Genomic DNA, 21,661 nt, shown 5'->3' on the forward strand with positions numbered 1-21,661 from the left:
TTTTTGCATATGTAAAAAGGCTTTTTTTGTGTCCTATAAAAAGTTAAAACTACAGGAAATGAGATGTTTAACCCTGACTTTTTATTATAACCAGGTGTGATATTATCAGTGTTAATTGTTTTACTATTTTTGTAGTATTATAACCGCTTATGCCTGCAACCTACCCTAAAAAAGAAAAACTTAAAAGTAAAAAGCTCATTGATCAGTTATTTACTGAGGGACAGTCCGTTTCTGCGTTTCCGCTAAGATTGGTTTTTCTGCCTACCACTTTTGAAGATAACCTAATAGCTAAAACCGGTGTTTCGGTAAGTAAACGCAATTTTAAAACAGCTGTAAGCAGAAATCGTATAAAACGCTTAATGAGAGAAGCTTACAGGTTAAATAAAGCCGTATATTTTAACAACTTAGAAACGCAGTATGCGTTTATGATTTTGTACATTGGCAAAGACAAGCCAACATTTACCCAAATTGAAACCAAAATGAACATTTTGTTTAAAAAATTTCTAAGCAAAGTTTCTGAAACATAAAAAGATCCTATGAAAACATTATTAAAAAAGCGACTTATAATTCCTGTTTTAGCTTGTATTTTATTTTTAACAACTTCTGCGTTTAAAAATGATTTTTTTGAAATTGCTAAACAAATAGAAATTTTTACCACGTTGTTCAAGGAGCTTAATATGAATTATGTGGACGAAACTAATCCTGGGGACTTGATGGATACCGCTATTAAAAGCATGTTATCAGACCTTGACCCTTACACCAATTTTATGAATGAGCAGGATGTTGAAGCTGCCAGAATAAACAATACTGGTGATTATACAGGTATTGGTGCTAAAATAAAAACCTTAAAAGATAAGCTCGTTGTTATTGAACCATATAAAGACTATCCGGCTGATAAAGCGGGGCTAAAAGCCGGAGATGAGATTATTAAGGTTGGAAATACTTTAGTTTCTGACTATAAAGACAATGCTGCCGGCGATTTGCTAAAAGGCGCTTCAAACACTTCTGTTGAAATTACTTTTAACCGTCAGGGAAAAACACAAACAGCTACAATAAACAGAGCTGAAGTTGAGATTAAAGCGGTGCCTCATTTTTCTTTGATCAATGAAAAAACAGGATATATAGTCTTAAGCAAGTTTAACAGAAAAGCTCTTGCCGAAACAAATTATGCCTTACGGGATTTAAAGGCTCAGGGCGCCGAAAAAATCATCCTGGATTTAAGAGGCAACCCTGGTGGTTTACTTAATGAAGCTATTAAAATAGTCAACCTTTTTGTTCCTCAGGGGCAATTGGTAGTTACAACAAAATCTAAGGTAAAAAAATATAACCGCACTTATATTACGCAAAACGAACCGATTGATACCGAAATTCCATTAGTTGTTTTAATTGATGGCCACAGTGCTTCTGCAAGTGAAATAGTTTCAGGAGCTCTTCAGGACTTAGATCGTGCGGTTATTGTAGGGTCCAGAAGCTTTGGTAAAGGATTGGTTCAACGCCCTAAATTGCTTACTTATGGAACGCAGGTAAAAATTACCATTTCAAGATATTATACACCTTCCGGAAGATGTATTCAATCTTTAGATTACTGGAACAGAAACGAAAAAGGTGAAGCTGTAAGGGTAAAACAAGAGCATTACAATGCTTTTAAAACAAAAAATGGCAGACAGGTGTTTGACGGTGGTGGTGTATTTCCAGATGAAGTTGTTGGTGCCTCAAAAAACTCAACCATTACAAATGCAATTATTAGCAGTGATTTGATTTTTGATTATGCTACCGCATACTATTACAAACATACCTTTGATGATATTAATAGCTTAAAACTTTCTGATAGCGATTTTTCAGACTTTAAAACCTTTTTAAAGTCCAACAACTTTTCTTTTGAAACAGATACAGAAAAGGCACTTAAAAAGGCATATGAAACGTCAAAAGAAGAAGAGTTAAATGATAATATAGAAAAAGACTATAACACTCTAATTTCGAATTTAAACCGATCAAAAACTACTGTAATAGATGAGAATAAAGCTTTTTTATTAAAACTATTAACAGAAGATATAGTAAAACGATATGTTTACAGAGAAGGTTTATATGACTATTATAAAATTCATGATTCTGAGATAAAAAAAGCGACCAACATACTTAATACCCCTTCTGTCTATCAAGGGTACTTAAGATAATTGTTATTTGCATTTCATCGAAAAAAAAGCTTTCACCTGTTATATCATAGTCAATTCATCTATGAAAACCCCAGATACATAGGGTTCTGGCATGATTTTAGATTAAAAATATTATATTTATAACCAGTTCTACAATCCCTACTATGATTAAATTATTGGTATCAATATTACTAACGCTTAACTGTGTATTTCTTTTTGCTCAAAAAGAACTCACACATGAGGTTTATTTTGAAACTGATAAATACGATGTACCAAGCACTGAAGAAAATCGTTTGCTTTTATTTATTTCTAATTTAGCTGATGTTGAAATTGAATCTATTTCAATTTTTGGCTTTTGTGATGATAGAGGTGCGGATAGTTACAATCTGATACTTTCACAACAACGGGCAGATGCTATCAAAGCTATTTTTTCTAATAATGAAATTAGCGAGAGTTTAATCTCAAACGTAGATGGCAAAGGCAAAATACTTCTAAAAATTGTTGAAGAAAAAAACATTTTAAAAATTAGAGGATTAAACCGAAAGGTAGAAATTATAGTAAAACCTAAACTCCCTGAACCTGAGCCCGTAGTTAAAGTTAAAACACCGCCTGTAAAAAAAGAAAAAAGCGCCGTAGATCTCATAAAAGAAAGTACTAAAGGAGACAAAATAGTCTTTAAAAACATCCTGTTTAAAACGGGGTACGCTACGGTTACGCCATCATCAAAAAAAACCTTAGCTGATATAGCCAATGCATTAGCAGAACGAAAAGACATTTACTTTACTATACAAGGTCATGTGTGCTGTACGCAATTTACCCGGGATGCCGTAGACAGAAAAACAAAAAAGCGTAATTTATCTGAAGCCAGAGCAAAATATGTATATGATTATTTTGCAAAAAAAGGCGTAAATAAAAAGCGAATGAGGCATTTAGGGATGCGACGAAAATTTCCGCTTGGAGGCGATCCAAAATTTGACAGGCGTGTTGAAATAGTTATTACCTACGTAGATGACAAAGTGAAATAGAAAACCTTATGAATAACAAAACCGGGTTTCTTTTATTTAGTTTTTGTTTATTAGGTTTAAATAGCTTTAGTCAAAATACCTCTATTCCAGACATTAATTTTGAACAAGCCTTAATTGATCTGGGCCTGGATAATCCACCAATAAATAACCAGGTACCAACAAGTAATATAATAGGTGTAACAGACTTAGATATAAAGAGTAAAAGCATTCAGGATCTTACCGGTATAGAAGATTTTGCAGCATTAGAAAACCTGGATTGTTCTGATAATCTGTTAACTACCATTAATGTAACACAACTTTCAAACTTAAAGATCTTTTGGTGTTATGGAAATCAATTAACTTCTTTAAATGTAGATCAAAACTTAGCCTTAACAGCTTTACGTTGTGAAAATAATGAGCTTACAACTTTAAATCTTTTAAACAATGTAAACCTGGTTGACCTGGCTTGTGAAAATAATCAAATACCAAATCTTGATGTCTCTGAAAATATTGCTTTAAGCAGGTTTCAATGTGGTGACAACAGGCTTTTAAACTTAGATATAAGCAATAACCCAAATCTCTCATATTTATCCTGTGAACAAAATAGGCTTAGCGCCTTAAATGTGTCTAATAATAATAATTTAAGAGTGTTACTCTGTAACAATAATCTTATAGAGGAACTGGATCTTACACAAAACATCAGCCTGGCAAATTTAGACTGTAGTAATAACCAATTGTGCAGGTTAAATGTCAAAAACGGAAATAATACCAATGTAACTTCATTAAACTTTTCAAATAATTCAGAATTAAATTGTGTTGTGGTTGATAATTCTAATGACAATCACAATAGTTGGTTACCAAATTCTTTTTCAAACTATGTAGAATCAGATGATGCTTGCGGTGATTTTATTCCTGTAGATTCGTTAAATGATTTTATAGGGATGAGTTACATTTTACCTCCTCTTATTCATGGAAACTACTTTACACAGCCTAATGGAAGTGGTACTATGTTAATAACAGGTGATAGTATCAACACTTCACAAATCATTTATGTTTATAATGAGGTTAATTGTTACAGCAATGAGTCCAATTTTAATGTGATTATCACTGATAGCGATTATTTTATTCCTAAATTTTTCACACCTAATAATGACGGGTATAATGATACATGGAAAGTTCTGGACAATGCCAATGTAATTAACAATATTACAATTTATAACAGATATGGAAAGCTTATAAAGTTTTTACCACCTAATTCTTCTGGCTGGGATGGTACTTATAATAAAGAACTATTAATTAGTGATAGCTACTGGTATGAAATAGTATTGAATACCGGCGAAGTTTTAAGAGGTTTTTTTGCTTTAAAACGCTAATACATACATTATTATAAACCTCTCATTTTCTTATCATCGTTATATGAGGTATACCATCTTCTAAATACTCCTCACCTAGGGCTTCAAAACCTAAATTCATGTAAAATTGTTTTAAATAACACTGGGCAGAAATCTTTATTTCGGTCTGATTAAAATGTGTTTTTACAGCTTCAATAGAGGCTTTCATAATGTCATAACCATATTTATATTGCCGTTCTTTTTTAGCAACTACTACCCTACCAATGCTAGACTTATTAAAATAGAGACCAGCTTGAAATATACGGGTGTAAGCAACTACCTTTTTATTTTTAAACCCTAAAACATGTAACGCTTTTTGGTCTTTACCATCAATATCCTGATAAACACAATCTTGTTCAACTACAAAAACTTCACTGCGTAACTGAAGTATGCTATATAGCTCCTGTGTTGTAAGCTCTTCAAAATATTTAACTTTAATTTCTAACATAAATATCTCATTGCGAGACTTAAAGTCGAAGCAACCTTTTAATTAAACTTAAAAAAATCTTTTATAAATATTAAAACAGATTCCTGTGTCATTCTTCCTAGGAATGACATGTCTTTTATATTAATCCTGTACAATAACATCTTTGGCATCATCTTTACCAAATTCAGGTTGAATATTAACATGATTGATATCGTATTTATGATATACTAAGTCTTCTATTTCATGTAAAATATCATTAAACTGAGATAAAGTTATATCTTCACTAAAATCTATATGGGCTTCCAAGTGAATCTCATCTTCATTTAATTGCCAAACATGAACATGGTGTACATTTTTAATACGCTTAAAAGCGTTAATTTCATCAACTATTTTTTTAATAGGGATGGTATCCGGTGTAAAAAGCATAAGTACTTTAGTAGAATCTTTTAATAAATCAAATCCCATCCAAATTAAATATACTGCTATAGCAAAAGTAAGTACACTATCAACCCAATACATTAGAAAATACTTCATTACAAGTCCGCCAACCAACACTGCAACACTTGCCATCATATCTGTTAATAAGTGTATATAAGCACTTTTCATATTCATATTAGCTTTAGCATCTTTCTTTAATAAAAGTACACTAAAACCATTACCTAAAATAGCAACTATAGATAGCCAAATCACTAAATTAGATTCTATTTCTTCAGGGTTTTCAAACCGTTTAAATGCCTCAATAATTAGTAATACTGCAACTACAATTAAGGTTGCTGCATTAATAAATGCAGCTAAAATTTCGGCGCGTTTGTAACCAAATGTTTTTTGGAATGAGGCTTTTTTCTTGGTTAATTTATTAGCAACATAGCTGATTATTAGTGAAATAACATCACTAAAATTATGAAGTGCATCACTTAGTAAAGCTAAACTCCCGGATACTAACCCGCCTATAACCTGAGCGGTTGTAATAAGAATATTTAATAAGATTGAAATAACAAGATTCCTGCCTTTTAAATCAGGATGATCATGTGAATGTTTATGCCCATGATGATGACCCATTTAGCAAGATAACGGTATTTTATCAATACGGTTTTGATGCCTTCCACCTTCAAATTCGGTATTTAAAAATGTTTCTACCATTTGTAAAGCCTGTGGAATAGCTGTATATCGTGCAGGAATACACAATATGTTGGCATTATTATGTTGTCTTATAAGCTCTACAATTTCTTTGGTCCAACATAATCCGGCACGTACTTGCTGATACTTATTAGCCGTCATTGCCACACCATTAGCACTACCACAAATCAAAATACCAAAATCTACTTTTTTATTTTCTACGTCTTGTGCTACCGGATGTACAAAATCCGGATAATCTACACTATCACTGGCATCAGTACCATAATTATTAACGGTATACCCTTTAGACTCAAGGAGTTCTTTTATTGCAAATTTATAATCCGTTCCGGCGTGATCATTACCTATAGAAATTGTCATAGCTTTATTCATAAATTTTAAACTTGTACAAAGGTAGTAATTATAAACATTGTGAATGAAGCTATTGATTACTTGTTAATAACTGTTCATTATTTTCTGAAATTAAAATTAGGAGAATCCAACTATTTTTTCAATCGATAACATTTAGGTAATACACAAATTAGTTAATGTTTTTTTTTGGTTAAGTTATCAGCACTAAAAAGTTTAGTTGTTAGCTATGTTAACTAAACTAATTATTAAGGATAAGTTGTTAGTATAGGTTTTAAACAATTGTTAATAGCTTTTTTTAAGGTCTTAGATTTTAATCAATTAACATTATAATAGATGTTAATTGATTATCAACAACATTCAATAAAATACATTTCAAAATAAAACTTAAAAAAGTTATCCTACATATTAACACACTATAATAACCATCATTTATTTTTTAAAATTTTTAAAAGAAAATAGTATTATACTATATACTGTGGATAACTTCAATTTTACTTAAGATAATATTAAATAAATACTGATTTAATTTATAAACCGTAGATTTGTGCTAAATAAATAGCAATTCTTCTCCTAAAACATAGCTATTTTATAAAACAATTTCCTGTATCTTAGGAAATATAAAGATTACAAAAATTAAATGAGTAAAAAGAAAAAAAGGAAATCAAGAAAAGGAATTTCCAATCTTACAAATACTATTCTTAGTATTTTAAAAAAAGAAAGAAACCAAGCTTTTAACTATAAACAAATAGCGGCTAAACTTGGTGTTAATGATGCAAGCAGCAGAAATCAAATTATAAAAACTTTAGCTAAACTTACTGCCAAGGAAGAAATACAACAAGTAGACAGAGGTAAGTTTAAAGCTGTTATAAATACCGAATATTATACAGGAATTTTAGATTTATCAGCAAAAGGATCTGGTTATATTATATGTGATGATTTTGATGAGGATGTATTTATTGCTTCAAACAATATCAATAAAGCTTTAAATGGTGATGAAGTGGAATTCTATGTATATAAACGTAGAAAACGTGGTAAAGTAGAAGGTGAAATTACAAGCATTATTAAACGTGCTAAAAGTGAATATGTAGGTGTTATTCAAATTCAAGAGAAAAATAATTATGCTTTTGTTGTTCCTGACAGTAATAAAATGTATAAAGATATTTTTGTACCTATAAACAAGGTCTTTAAAGCTGAGGATGGTGATAAAGTTTTAGTTAAACTTGAAGATTGGCCAGAAAAAGCAGATTCACCTTATGGTAAAGTAGTGCAGGTTTTAGGTAAACCAGGAGATCATAATACAGAGATTCATGCCATTTTAGCTGAATATGGTTTACCTTATGAATTTCATTATGAAGTTGAACAATATGCTAATCAATTAGATACAAGTATTACCAAGGAAGAAATAGCAAAACGTAGAGATATGCGTAAAGATTTAACCTTTACCATAGATCCAAAAGATGCTAAAGATTTTGATGATGCTTTATCTTTTGAAATTTTAGATAACGGTTTGTATGAAATAGGTATTCATATAGCCGATGTCTCACATTATTTACAAGAAGGCACTATTTTAGATGATGAAGCTTATGAACGTGCAACTTCAGTTTATTTAGTAGATAGAGTGGTACCAATGCTTCCAGAAGTGTTGTCTAATAACGCTTGCTCACTACGTCCTCATGAAGAGAAGTATACCTTTTCGGCGGTATTTCAAATCAATGATAAATCTGAAATAAAAAATCAATGGTTTGGTAGAACAGTAATTTATAGTGATGCACGTTATGCTTATGAAGAAGCACAAGCCATTATAGAATCTAAAACTAATGAGATACCTAAAGAAGTTTCATTAACAGGAAAGTCTTATAAAACAGATCAAAAACTAGCCGATGCTATTTTAAAAATGGATGAATTGGCTAAAATTATGCGGAAAAAACGTATGAGTTCAGGAGCTATTTCATTTGATAAAGTTGAGGTGAAATTTAACTTAGATGAAAATAATAATCCGGAAGGCGTATTTTTTAAAACCAGTAAAGATGCTAATAAACTCATAGAAGAATTTATGTTACTGGCTAACAGAAAAGTATCAGAGTTTATAGGAAAACAATCTCCTAAAAAAACATTTGTATACCGTGTGCATGACGAACCAGATGATAGTAAACTGGCTGCATTGCAAAATGTTGTGGGACGCTTTGGTTACAAGCTTAATTTTAAAGATAAAAAAACAACTTCTGCATCTCTTAATAATTTATTGAAAGAGGTTGTTGGTAAAAAAGAACAAAACCTGGTAGACACTTTAGCTATTAGAAGTATGAGTAAGGCTGAATATACAACCCATAATATTGGGCATTATGGTTTAGCTTTTGATTATTACAGCCACTTTACGTCACCTATAAGGCGTTATCCTGATGTTATGGCGCATCGTTTGTTGCAACATTACTTAGACGGCGGTAAACCTGTAAGTTCAGATGTATATGAAGAAAAATGTAAGCATTCAAGTAGCATGGAAAACTTAGCAACAAAAGCTGAACGTGATTCCATAAAATACATGCAAATTCGTTTTATGGAAGACCATAAAGATCAAGAGTTTTTAGGTGTTATTTCTGGTGTTACAGACTGGGGGATTTATGTTGAAATCATTGCTAATAAATGTGAAGGTATGGTAAGTGTGAGAGATATGAAAGACGATCATTATGCCTTTGACCAGGATCAATACGCTATAGTAGGCAGAAATACAAAAATAATGTACCAATTAGGAGATGAAGTATTGGTAAAAGTTAAAAATACAGATCTGGTAAAAAAACATCTCGATTTTAATTTAATTGGAAAACCGGAAGGTAATTTGTAAATTTTCCCTAAACGGAACAATTATTGATAATTTTGTATAAGAACACATAAACATTCAGATATGAAACGTATAATCACCATTCTAACTATATTAATGTCTGCTGTTGTATTTGCACAAGATACCACTGAAAAGACTATTGGAGAGTTCTCTGAATTAAAAGTATATGACTTAATTCAGGTTGAATTAGTAAAATCTGATATAGATAAAGTTGTTATAACCGGAGACCATAGAAATAATGTTTTAGTAAACAATAAAAGTGGAAAACTCAAAATAAAAATGAATTTTGAAAAATCTTTCAACGGAGCTAAAACAAAAGTAGTATTATATTATACAAAGATTGATGTTATTGATGTTAATGAAGGTGCTCAGGTAAAATCTGATGACCTTATTAAACAATTTGAGGTTGATTTAAGAGCACAAGAAGGCGGATCAATTGATGTTCCGGTAGATGTTACTTATACAAATATAAAAGCGGTAACAGGAGGAATTGTTGAAACCTCGGGAATTTCTAAAAATCAGAAAGTGTCACTATTAACAGGAGGTATTTATAAAGGGGAAGCACTTAAAACCGAAGTAACCGAAGTAACAATCAATGCCGCAGGAGAGGCTTATATTCATGCATCTAAATTGGCCGATGTTAAAGTTAGAGCAGGAGGAGATGTTTATATTTACGGTAACCCTGAAACTATAAATGAAAGTAAAGTTTTTGGAGGTAGAATAAAACGAATGGATATATAATATAAGGATCAAATAATATAGAAAAGCCATCAATTTTGATGGCTTTTTGTTTACGCTTTAACCCATACAAAAACCATACAACAACGCTTAAAACACTTATTTTTATTATATTAGTAATACTACAACTAATATATACTACCCTTGAAACTATTAAACTATATAAGTTTTCTAATTTTTATTAGTCTTTCCTGTAATTTTTATGGACAATCAAGGCCACCAATAGAAGTGTTTACCACCAAAGATTATGGTGCTGAAACACAAAACTGGTCCATATCCCAATCTAAAGATAATTATATTTATGTAGCCAATAATAAAGGTTTACTTGAGTATAATGGCGCTAATTGGCAGTTATATCCATCTCCTAATGAAACCATAATAAGATCAGTAAGTGTAATTGATAACCTGATTTATACAGGTTGTAATAGTGAATTTGGATATTGGGAAAAAAATGAATTTGGTCAGCTGCATTACACATCCTTATCAAATAAACTAAATATAGAGTTTTTAGAAGATGAAGAATTCTGGAATATTATTGACATTGATGATTACATCTTATTTCAATCGCTTCAAAGGATTTATATATATAGCAAGTCAGGTAACAGCTATTCTATAATAGATTCAGACACCATTATTTATAAAGTCTTTAAAATAGACGATAGTATATTTTTTCAAAAAACTAAAGACGGACTGTATAAAATTGAAAATGGTACTGCTAAACTAATATCTAATGACCCCATAATAAGAGATAATAGGTTAGTTAATATTTTCAATAAAGATGGTGGTATCTTAATTGAAACTGAAAATGAAGGTTTTTTTATTTTAAATAACAATACCTTATCTAAATGGAATATTTCGGCTAATAAAGTACTCTCTGAAGTTAGTGTATTTAGGAGTATTCAATTAAAAGATAAAAGTTATATACTGGGAACACGATCTGATGGTATTTTACATTTAACCGCAACAGGAGATATTGATTATAACATAGATGTTATTCACGGTTTAAGCAATAATACAGTTCACTCGGTTTATGAGGATAATGAAAATAATATATGGCTAGCTTTAGAGAATGGCATTAATTGTATAAATATAAAATCGCCATTCAGCATCTTTACAGATGATGCAGGGAAAATAGGAACTGTTTATACCTCAGCAGTACACAATGATTACCTTTATTTAGGAACCAATCAAGGTTTGTTTTATAAGCAAAAAGATAGTAATGAAAAATTCAAACTCATTGAGGAAATTCAGGAAGCCGTATGGAAATTAGTTGAACTTGATAATATGTTGTTTTGCGGACATGATTCCGGTACTTCTATAATTAAAAATAATACAGCTCAAAAATTAGAAGGTATACAACAAGGTACATGGGATATTAAACCCATAAAGAATGATACAGAATTTTTACTTCAGGGAAATTACAATGGATTATATGTACTTCAGAAAGTCAATAATAAATGGTTGGTAAGAAACAAAATACAGGGGTTTGATCTGTCAAGCAGGTATTTTGAAATTCATGAGAAACACATATTTGTAAACCATGAATACAAAGGTGTTTTTAAAATACAGGTTGATTCAGATTTTACCGAAGTCCTGAATGTGGAGAAAATCCCGGAGATTGGTAAAGAGATAAATTCCAGTTTGATAAAATATAGGAACGATTTACTCTTTTCTTATAAAAATGGGATATTGAAATATAATTCAACCAGGAATAATTTTATAAAGGATACTGTATTAAGTGCATTGTATAAAGAAGAAGATTATACCTCCGGTAAGCTAATACTTAATAAAGAATCCCAAAAACTGTGGGCATTCTCTAAAAATAGTTTAAACTACTTATCACCTGGAAAGCTAAGCGGAATGCCAAAAATTAATACAATTCCGTTTTCCAAATTATTACCAAAAGGATTAACAGGATATGAGAATATTTCATATTTAAACCATCAGAAATATTTGATAGGAACATCAACAGGCTATATTATAATTGATTTAAATAAACTTCCCAGCAGAACCTATAATATATCTATTAATTCCATAACAAAACAGGCTATAGATTCTAATCCAGAAATTGTAAACACAACAGTTGATGGTTTTTTTGAAAACAAAGAAAATGATATTGCATTTAGTTATAGTGTTGCCGAATTTGATAAATATATAGATACGGAATATCAATACCAGTTAGAAGGGATGTATCCAAAATGGAGTAAATGGTCAACACAAGGATCCGTATTGTTTAAAAATTTATCATTTGGAAATTATACGTTTAGGGTTAGGGCACGCGTTGGAAATGTGATTACTGAAAATACAGAGTCCTATACTTTTTATATTGATAAGCCCTGGTATTTAACCAATATAGCCATAGCTATTTATGCTATAGTCATTCTTTTATTCTCATTATTTATGCATAATATCTATAAGCGTTATTATAGAAAGCAACAAGAAGTATTATTACAAAGAACAGCACGTGAATTAGAGTTAAAAGAGTTAGAAAATAAACAACAATTCATGAGATTTAATAATGAAAAACTAAGACAGGATATAGACAATAAAAATCGTGAACTTGGTATTTCTACTATGAGTTTGATAAAAAAGAATGAATTTTTAAATACAATCAAAAAGGAATTGCTTAATGTTGAAGAAGGTAAAAGCATAAAGCATGTTATTAAAATAATAGATAGAAACTTAAATAATACTGATGATTGGAATGTGTTTGAAGAAGCTTTTAATAATGCAGATAAAGATTTTCTAAAAAAGATAAAATCACTTCACCCGGAACTTACATCAAATGATTTAAGGTTATGTGCCTATTTAAGGCTTAATTTATCTTCTAAAGAAATAGCCCCACTGCTTAATATTTCACCTCGTAGTGTTGAAGTTAAACGTTACAGATTGAGGAAAAAGATGGATTTGAAGCACGAATCTAACTTAACAGATTATATTTTAGAAATATAGTACACTACAAAACTAATTTCCACCTATACAAGACCACAACATTGTATTAAAACAGGTATTTTAGATAAGGTTGAGTAAACTCCTAAAACATTAATAAAATAAGGTGTTTGTTAAGGTTTCATTAATAAAACGTATGTTTTTTTGAGATGTATGTTTTTTGTAGCGGTGATATTTATTAATTCCTTAACATCATTTTATAGTTTTACTAAAAACAAAAACTAACAATTTTATGAGACACACGCTATTTAAAATTTTAACCCTATTCTTTATAGCATATTCCAGTGCACAAGAAATTGATGTATCTGGTAATGTTCAGGATGAAACCGGTTTTCCAATACCGGGAGCAAATGTTATTGTAAACGGTACCAGTAAAGGAACAACTACAGACTTTGATGGTAACTTTACTCTAGAAGAGGTTGAAATAGGTTCAACAATTTCTATAAGTTATATAGGATATATAACAAAGGAAATAATAATTTCAGATAATTCTGAATTAACCATTCAATTACAAGAAGACCTGGCACAGCTTGATGAAGTAGTAGTAATTGGTTATGGTTCTCAAAAGAAAAAAGATGTTACAGGAGCAGTAGCTATTGTAGATTCCAAAACCATTGAAGACTTAAAACCTGTTGATGCTGCTCAGGCATTACAAGGTACATCAGCTGGGGTTGCAGTTACGGCGCCTTCAGGCTCTCCGGGTGGTGGATTCAACATCTTAATTAGAGGGGTTAGTTCAAATAGAGATAATGGCCCTCTTGTTATCATAGATGGATATAAAGGAGATTTAAACACGATAAACCCAAGTGATATTGAATCCTTTTCAATACTTAAAGATGCGCAGGCAGCCATTTATGGTATTGAGGGTGCAAATGGTGTGGTTTTGGTAACTACAAAAAGTGGTAAGAAAAATGCAGCATTAAAAATCAGTTATAATGGATTCACAGGGGTTCAGCAAACATCACGTAAACTACCTTATTTAAATGCAACAGAGTATGCACTTATTTTAAATGAAAGTCATGCAGCAAATGGTGAAGATTTACCTTTTCCGGATGTTAGCGGTTTAGGTGTTGGGATCAATTGGCAAGATGAGGTATTTGGTACGGCACCAATTATGAATCACAATTTAAGTGCTTCAGGTGGTGGTGAAAAAAGCACCTATTATGTTGGAGCATCTTATGTAGATCAGGAAGGTATTGTAGCTCCTGAAAAATCAAATTTTAGAAGAGCTAATGTTAAGATCAAATTAGGATTTGACATCGGTGAGAAATTAAAATTTACAACCTCTGCCAATTATTTTAATTCAAACAGACAAAGTATCGGAGAGAATGCTTTAGGAACGCCTTTATTTAATGCACTTAATTATGCACCAACCTATAGTTTGGATCAGGAAGACGAGACCGGGTTTTTAGGAAATGAGGTTATCAATCCACTTTCACAATTAGCCAATACTTACAATGATTATACCGGGAACGCCATTGAAGGCACATTCCAGTTGGTGTATACACCACTTGAAGGTTTGTCCTTTACGTCACGTATTGGTATAAGATCTTTTAATGATAAAGGAAAAACCTTTGCACCCATAGTAGAATATGGTTCTGGTAAGGTCTTTAACAACCCGCGTAGTAGTGTAAACCAGTACAGAAATACTTATAATTCATATACCTGGGAAACGTTTGCAAATTACAAAAGAACCTTAGGTGAGAATCATAATACTGAGTTTACATTTGGTACCAGTACCATTAGAGACTGGAGTGATGGATTAAACGGAACGGGATTTGATGTTCCAAACAACTCCTGGGAATTTGCTGAAATTGATTTAGCTGATGGGATTAATGAGACAAAAAATACAGGGTCTTATGTTAGAGACAGCAGATTATCATCCTATTTTGGAAGAGTACAATATGACTATAAAGGAAAGTATTTGCTTTCTGCTATGATACGTCGGGATGGTTCTTCTGATTTCTCTCCTGAAAATAGAATAGACTACTTTTCTTCGGTTACGGCCGGATGGAAAATTTCTGATGAAGCTTTCTTAGAGGACTCAAACACTATTAACTTCTTAAAGTTAAGAGGTAGTTACGGTACCTTAGGTAACAATGAGGGTGCAGATTTATACAGATCGCTTTTAAGCGGTGAAGCCACCTATGTTTTAGATGGAGCAATAACCAATGGAAGAGCAAGTGGTAGAATACCAAACCCGGATGCACAATGGGAAACAGCCAAAAAGTTTGATGTTGGTCTGGATTTAAATATGTTTGACAATAAGTTAACTTTTGTTGCCGATTATTTTATTGAAGATCGGGAAGATTTATTAATTGGAGCTTTCCCTGTTTCGGGAATCCTTGGCGGATTTGCTCCGGGAGCCGGTTTACCAACAGTTAATGCAGGTACTACAAGAAATACCGGTATTGAATTAGCAGTAGGTTATAAACATCAATTCTCAGATGATGCCTCTTTTGGAATAAACTATAATGTCACTAAGATTGAGGGAGAAGTTTTAGAGGTTAGAGGAGGTATTCCACCAAGAGGAGGTAACTTTAGTGTGGGGCAACCTTTTATAGCTATTATGGAACCTGGTCAGCCTATAGGTTACTTTTTGGGTTATAAAACAGATGGGCTTTTTCAAAATCAGGCAGAGGTAGATGCTTCAGCACAGGCAGGAAATGCTGCTCCCGGTGATATTCGTTTTGTAGATGTTGATAATGACGGAGAGATTACCGATGATGATAGAACCTATCTTGGGAAACCTCAACCAGATTATATTATGGGACTCAATTTAAGTTTTGATTATAAGAATTGGGATTTTGGAGCCTATATGTATGCCGAGCTTGGAAAAGAAACCGTTAGAAATTATGAGCGTGACCAATCTAATGTTAATAGATTAAAGCTTTATTTAAATAGATGGACCGGAGAAGGTACCAGTAATTCGGTTCCAAGAGTAACAAACGGAGGAACAACAAATAGATTGTTTTCAGATTTTTATGTTGAAGATTCATCGTTCTTAAGAATTCAAAATATTCAGCTAGGATATTCATTATCTGATGAGGTTATTGAAAAGTTAGGGATCCATAAATTAAGATTATACACTTTAATCAATAACCCGTTTACTTTCACAAAATACAATGGTTATGACCCGGCTGCAACAAACGGAGCTGCTATTGGAGGTGGTATTGATTACGGATTTTATCCGGTTGCAAGACAATTTATCATTGGTTTAAATCTATCAATCTAAAAAAATGAACAAGATGAAAACATATATAAACAAAATAACAAAAGCTTTATTAGTAACGCTGGTTGCGTTTGGAGCTCATTCTTGTGGCGATGCTTACTTAGAAGATGTACAGGTATATACCATTGATTCAGAAAATTATTTTAACTCAGAATCAGATTATTATGATGCCTTAGTGGGCGCATATGATTTATTACAGGCAACATACTTAAATGCTATACTTGGTGAAATAGCATCAGATAACACCCTTTGTGGAGGAGAAAGTGCAACAGATGTTATAGGGTGGCAACAAATTGATGATATGATTCACACACCTGTGAATGACAATCTAAGAGATTTGTGGAACTGGATGTATGCCGGTGTAAGTAGAACCAATTTTATCATGGAATTCCAGGATAAAATAGATTTTGATGGAAGAGAAGCCATTATAGCGGAAACCAGGTTTTTAAGAGCATATTATTACTTTGAATTAGTAAAATGGTTTGGGCCTATTCCTTTAAAAGAATCCCGTTTTGAAATTGGAGATGAAACCAGTATTCCACGTTCGCCGGTATCAGCTGTATATGCTTTAATTGAAGCAGATTTACAATATGCTATTAACAACTTAACCTATATGGCACCTCAGGTAGGTAGAGCAACTAAAGGATCTGCACAAGCACTTTTAGGAAAAGCCTATTTATATCAGGAAAAGTATGGTGAAGCCACAGCAGTTTTAGATAACTTAATCAATAACGGACCCTATGATCTGGTTGAAGATTATGATATGCTATGGGAAGCTGAAGGTGAAAATAGTGTTGAATCCATATTTGAAGTACAATATACAGATGTTGAAGGCGCAGGATTTGACTGCTTACAATGTAGTGAAGGTAATGTAGCTGTTGGTTTTAGCGGTATTAGAAATTATACAGGCCCATTATTTTCTTCAGGGTTTAGTTTTAATGTACCAACTCAGGAATCCTATGACGCATTTGAAGATAGTGATTTACGTAAAGACATCGCTATTTTAGATATAGATGCCTGGGCAGCACAGGAAGGAGCAACTTTTAGTACAGGGTATGAACATACAGGGTTCTTTAATAGAAAATATATTCCCAGAAAAAGAAGCTCTGAAGCCGCAGGTGATTTAAACTTGACAAATCCGGCTAATTACAGAGCCATTCGTTTTGCAGATGTACTATTATTAGCTGCCGAAGCCTATAACAGAGGGGGAATTGACGATACTAAGGCTCAGGAATACCTTAACAGAGTAAGAAGACGTGCCTATGGAGTTGATGATGATTCTGTAGATAGTGGCAATACAGGAAGTAACCTAACAGCCGATATTGCCAGAGAAAGACGTTTAGAGCTTATGGGAGAAGGGCATCGTTTCTTTGATTTAGTAAGAACAGGTGAAGGCTCTAGAATTCCAGGGTTTCAGGAAGGAAAACATAACCTATTTCCTATTCCAATAGAAGAAATCCAGTTTGCAAACGGAAATTGGGAACAAAACCCTAACTATTAAAAAGAAAAACTATGAAAACAATAAAATATATAACCAGTTTTTGTTTTATCGCATTGCTAATGGTTTTTAGCTGTGAAGAAGATGAAAATGTAGATTTTGTGAATGATGTTGTTGCGCCTACAAATATATCAGCAGGTGTTAATGTTATTCCTGATAATACAGGGCTTACTCAAATTACACCAACAGGTGAAGGTGTGGCGAGTTACATTGTAGATTTTGGTGATGGTTCTGAACCGTCGGAATTATTAAAACCGGGAGAATTTGCTGAACATATTTATGCAGAAGGTACCTATGAAGCTACAATAACAGCAACAGGTATTAATGGTAAAACAGCAACAGGAACACAAACCGTAAATGTGTCGTTTAGAGCACCGGAAAACATTGAAATAACTACAGCTATAGACGGATCAAATCCGTTTATTCTTAATGTATCTGCCTCAGCAGACTATGCAGCAGGGTTTTTGGTATTCTTTGATACAACAAATCCGGATGAAGAAGGAACGCCACTAGAATTAGATGGTACCGTGAGTTTTGAATATCCTGGAGTGGGAGATTATTCCATTAAAGTAGTTGCTTTAAGCGGAGGAACGGAAACGAGTGAACTAACTCAGGTTATCACTATTTCGGCACCTGTAGAATTACCAATAGACTTTGAAATATTTGATACATCTGCATTCATAGGGTTTGGAGGCGCTTCAAATGAAGTGATTGATAACCCTGACACTAACGGAAATACATCGGCAACAGTTGGAAAAATTGTTAAGGATGCTCCTGAAGTATGGGCAGGTAATGTAATTACTTTATCTACACCTATTGATTTCAGTCTTAAAAAAGTTATGAAAATGAAGGTTTGGTCGCCAAGAGCTGGAGGTAAACTTTTAATGAAACTTGAAAATTTAGATGATAATAGCATTTTCATTGAAAAAGAAGTTACCCTGCAAGGTAATAGTACCTGGGAAGAGGTGTTGATTGATTTTACTGATATAGATGATACACAAGACTTTCAGAAAATTGTACTCTTCTTTGATTTTGGAAGTGTAGGTGATGGTAGTGCCAACTGGACATTCTATATAGATGATATTGATCAAACCGTACCATCAAGTGGTCAAACAGGATTACCTGGTACATGGGTCATGGCTCCGGAAGCAGGTGCTTTAGGTGTTGGGCCAAGTGTTGGTGATACCAGCTGGTGGAATTGTGATGCTACCTGTGTAACAGATAGAGCATGTTACTATGACGATTTATACACCTTTGGAGCAGATGGTTCATTTAGTAATGATTTAGGTGCAGATAGCTGGATTGAAGGCTGGCAAGGTGGCGGAGACGCTTGTGGAGCTCCGGTAGCACCTCATGACGGGTCAAACCCAGCAACATACGTTTATGATAAAAATGCAGGGACAGTAACACTAAATGGTGTAGGTGCATTTATTGGTTTACCTAAGGCTACTAATTCTGGAGAATTAACCAGCCCTGGTGGTGCACCGGCGTCAGTGACCTATAACCTTGAGTTTCTTGATAATGATACTATAAGTGTACATATAGATGTAGGAGGCGGCGTGTTCTGGCAATTTAGATTGATTAGAACCGGTGTAGTTGGAACACCATTAACAGGAACATGGCAACTGGCTCAGGAAGCAGGCGCTTTAGGAGTTGGTCCAAGTGTAGGAGATACCAGCTGGTGGAATTGTGATGCTTCTTGTGTAAGCGGCAGAGGATGCTACTATGACGATTTATACACCTTTGGTGCAGATGGCTCATTTAAGAATGAATTAGGATCAGACACATGGATTGAAGGCTGGCAAGGTGGCGGAGACGCTTGTGGAACACCGGTAGCACCTCATGATGGATCAAACCCAGCAACATATACTTATGATAGCGGGTCGGGAACATTTACACTTAATGGTGTAGGAGCTTATGTAGGATTACCAAAAGCGGTTAATGGCAGTGAACTTGCAAACCCCGGTGATGCACCGGCATCTGTAACGTATAATGTTCAGTTTATAGATAGCAATACCATTTCAGTATATATTGATGCAGGGTCAGGAGTCTTTTGGCAATATAAGCTAGTAAAAATTTAAAAAAATCAAATTATGAAAAACTTGAAATTTAAGCATAGCATAGGGTTACTCCTTGCAATCCTATTAGTTTTTACAGGATGTCAAGATGACGATGCATCCTTTGGAGATATAAAGATTCCAACAAATATTACACTATCTGCCGAAGTGATTTGTGAAGGTTGTACTGATGTAGATGGTGACGGAAGTGGATTAGTAAATCTTGAAGCGACTTCCAGTGGAGCATTGGCCTATAAGTTTGATTTTGGAGATGGGTTTACCGAAACCAATCAAACAGGAAAGTTAACACACCGTTTTACAAGTGTAGGTGTTAACACGTATACCGTTGTAGTAAATGCTGTGGGAACGGGAGGTGTACAGTCCAGTACATCATTAAATGTTACTGTGCGTAGTGACTTTGAAGACCCTGAAGCTAAAGACTTTTTAAGTGGAGGTCTTGGAAACAGTAAAACCTGGTATTGGGCAGCAGATAAACCAGGAAATATAGGTTTGGGACCTGATGAAAAGCAAGCAGATGGATCACATACCTTTGCAGCCTGGTTCTCTTCAGATCCATTCCATCCGGATAAACTTTGTATGTATGATGCCGAACTTGTATTTACACAAGATGCTGAAGGTAATTTAATATTTCAGCAAACTGCTGGTCAGGCGTATATTCCGGGAACCTATTCTGGTAACCTCGGTGTTGACGGTGATACATGTCACGGACAAGATGTAGTACCATCTCTAGGTATGGTAAGTAATGTAGCCTTGATACCATCATCATCTATAGCTACAGAAGATGGTAAAGATCCAGAATATAGAGGGACTACCATTCAATTTTCTGATGATGGATTTATGAGCTGGTATATAGGTAGTAGTACTTTTGAAATTATTACCATTACCAATAGCACATTAAGAGTAAGAGTTACCGAACCTGGTTTTGCGTGGTATTGTAGTTTTCAAACACAAAACCCAAACGATTCGGGAGATTTTGAAACCTTGGTTTGGTCTGATGAGTTTGATACCGATGGAGCTCCTAATGCCTCAAACTGGGGTTATGACCTAGGTGCTGGAGGCTGGGGTAATGGAGAATTACAAACCTATACAAACAATGCTGAGAATGTAATAGTTGAAGGTGGACTTCTAAAAATTCACGCTCTTGCTGATGGTAACGGCGGGTATACCTCTGCCAGATTAAAATCAGAAGGCCTTCAGGCGTTTACATACGGAAAATATGAAATACGAGCTAAATTACCAGCTGCACAAGGCACATGGCCCGCTATATGGATGCTAGGTGCTAATTTTAGCCAGGTAGGATGGCCAAATTGTGGAGAGATTGATATCATGGAACAAACCGGTCAGGATAAAACCAAAACGTCCGGGGCGTTACATTTCCCAGGAAATTCCGGAGGTGATGCGATAGTTGAAGAAACCCCGGTTGCTAATACCAGTACAGAATTTCATGTGTATGCCGTAGAATGGACAGAAGAATCAATTAAAATGTCAGTTGATGGTGAGTTTTTTTTCTCTTATGAGAACAATGAGAATATACCTTACAATGCAGATTTCTTTATGATCCTGAATATTGCCATGGGAGGTACACTTGGTGGTACGGTAGACCCTGGGTTTACTCAGGATACTATGGAAATTGATTACGTAAGAGTTTATCAATAATAATTATATAAAAAGCGGCTGTCTAATAAGTGCTTTGTTTTGTCATTCAAAGCAAAACGAGGAATCTCTTGGGGTTGAAAATAAAACATTATAGCTTCAACAGATTCCCAGCCACAACATAAACAAGGTTCATTACATTCAGAATGATACTTATTAGACAGCCCCTTTAAAACAACTTGGAAATAAGACTTATTACTAACACTGTTTTTACAGG

General features: G+C 33.5%; 14 protein-coding genes. 11 read left to right on the top strand and 3 right to left on the bottom strand.

Annotation, left to right across the window (positions count from 1 at the left end; translation table 11 throughout):
• The first annotated feature begins 149 nt into the window (after positions 1-149).
• From rnpA to VOI54_RS04380, 4 genes are all read left to right on the top strand, one after another.
• The gene (gene rnpA / locus VOI54_RS04365; protein ID WP_326281498.1) at positions 150-527 is read left to right on the top strand and encodes a ribonuclease P protein component; all 378 of its coding nucleotides are present in this window, start codon (positions 150-152) and stop codon (positions 525-527) included.
• Between the two features lie 9 nt (positions 528-536).
• The gene (locus VOI54_RS04370) at positions 537-2,174 is read left to right on the top strand and encodes a S41 family peptidase (protein WP_326281499.1); all 1,638 of its coding nucleotides are present in this window, start codon (positions 537-539) and stop codon (positions 2,172-2,174) included.
• Between the two features lie 143 nt (positions 2,175-2,317).
• On the top strand, positions 2,318-3,178 hold the full coding sequence (locus VOI54_RS04375; protein WP_326281500.1) for an OmpA family protein: 861 nt from the start codon (positions 2,318-2,320) through the stop codon (positions 3,176-3,178).
• Positions 3,179-3,186: 8 nt separating this feature from the next.
• On the top strand, positions 3,187-4,530 hold the full coding sequence (locus VOI54_RS04380) for a T9SS type B sorting domain-containing protein (protein WP_326281501.1): 1,344 nt from the start codon (positions 3,187-3,189) through the stop codon (positions 4,528-4,530).
• Positions 4,531-4,552: 22 nt separating this feature from the next.
• Here the strand turns inward: VOI54_RS04380 and VOI54_RS04385 are convergent, their stop codons facing one another.
• The 3 genes from VOI54_RS04385 to rpiB all read right to left on the bottom strand — a co-directional run bounded on the left by VOI54_RS04385 (position 4,553) and on the right by rpiB (position 6,469).
• Positions 4,553-4,996 carry a GNAT family N-acetyltransferase gene (locus tag VOI54_RS04385; RefSeq protein WP_326281502.1) on the bottom strand — a complete coding sequence of 148 codons (444 nt, stop codon included), beginning with the start codon at positions 4,994-4,996 and terminating at the stop codon, positions 4,553-4,555.
• A gap of 120 nt (positions 4,997-5,116) precedes the next feature.
• Positions 5,117-6,034, bottom strand: a complete 918-nt coding sequence (locus VOI54_RS04390; RefSeq protein WP_326281503.1) for a cation diffusion facilitator family transporter — start codon at positions 6,032-6,034, stop codon at positions 5,117-5,119.
• Entirely contained in the window at positions 6,035-6,469 is a 435-nt protein-coding gene (rpiB, locus tag VOI54_RS04395; protein ID WP_326283135.1) for a ribose 5-phosphate isomerase B, read from the bottom strand. It lies immediately after the preceding gene.
• A gap of 628 nt (positions 6,470-7,097) precedes the next feature.
• Here rpiB and rnr point away from each other — a divergent pair.
• The 7 genes from rnr (at position 7,098) to VOI54_RS04430 (ending at position 21,447) form a co-directional block, all read left to right on the top strand.
• Positions 7,098-9,299, top strand: a complete 2,202-nt coding sequence (rnr, locus tag VOI54_RS04400) for a ribonuclease R (RefSeq protein WP_326281504.1) — start codon at positions 7,098-7,100, stop codon at positions 9,297-9,299.
• A 60-nt stretch (positions 9,300-9,359) separates the two neighbouring features.
• Positions 9,360-10,037 (top strand): head GIN domain-containing protein, encoded by a 678-nt coding sequence (locus VOI54_RS04405; RefSeq protein WP_326281505.1) that lies wholly within the window; start codon positions 9,360-9,362, stop codon positions 10,035-10,037.
• A gap of 141 nt (positions 10,038-10,178) precedes the next feature.
• Positions 10,179-12,986: a helix-turn-helix and ligand-binding sensor domain-containing protein gene (locus VOI54_RS04410; RefSeq protein WP_326281506.1), complete on the top strand. Its 2,808-nt coding sequence runs from the start codon at positions 10,179-10,181 to the stop codon at positions 12,984-12,986.
• 229 nt (positions 12,987-13,215) lie between these two features.
• Positions 13,216-16,218 carry a SusC/RagA family TonB-linked outer membrane protein gene (locus VOI54_RS04415; protein ID WP_326281507.1) on the top strand — a complete coding sequence of 1,001 codons (3,003 nt, stop codon included), beginning with the start codon at positions 13,216-13,218 and terminating at the stop codon, positions 16,216-16,218.
• Between the two features lie 13 nt (positions 16,219-16,231).
• On the top strand, positions 16,232-17,716 hold the full coding sequence (locus VOI54_RS04420; protein ID WP_326281508.1) for a RagB/SusD family nutrient uptake outer membrane protein: 1,485 nt from the start codon (positions 16,232-16,234) through the stop codon (positions 17,714-17,716).
• A gap of 11 nt (positions 17,717-17,727) precedes the next feature.
• Positions 17,728-19,794: a hypothetical protein gene (locus VOI54_RS04425; RefSeq protein ID WP_326281509.1), complete on the top strand. Its 2,067-nt coding sequence runs from the start codon at positions 17,728-17,730 to the stop codon at positions 19,792-19,794.
• A gap of 12 nt (positions 19,795-19,806) precedes the next feature.
• Entirely contained in the window at positions 19,807-21,447 is a 1,641-nt protein-coding gene (locus VOI54_RS04430) for a family 16 glycosylhydrolase (RefSeq protein WP_326281510.1), read from the top strand.
• Positions 21,448-21,661: the final 214 nt, after the last annotated feature.

The organism is Alterotamlana spongicola, assembly GCF_035818475.1.
Classification (GTDB): Bacteria; Bacteroidota; Bacteroidia; order Flavobacteriales; family Flavobacteriaceae; genus Cognatitamlana.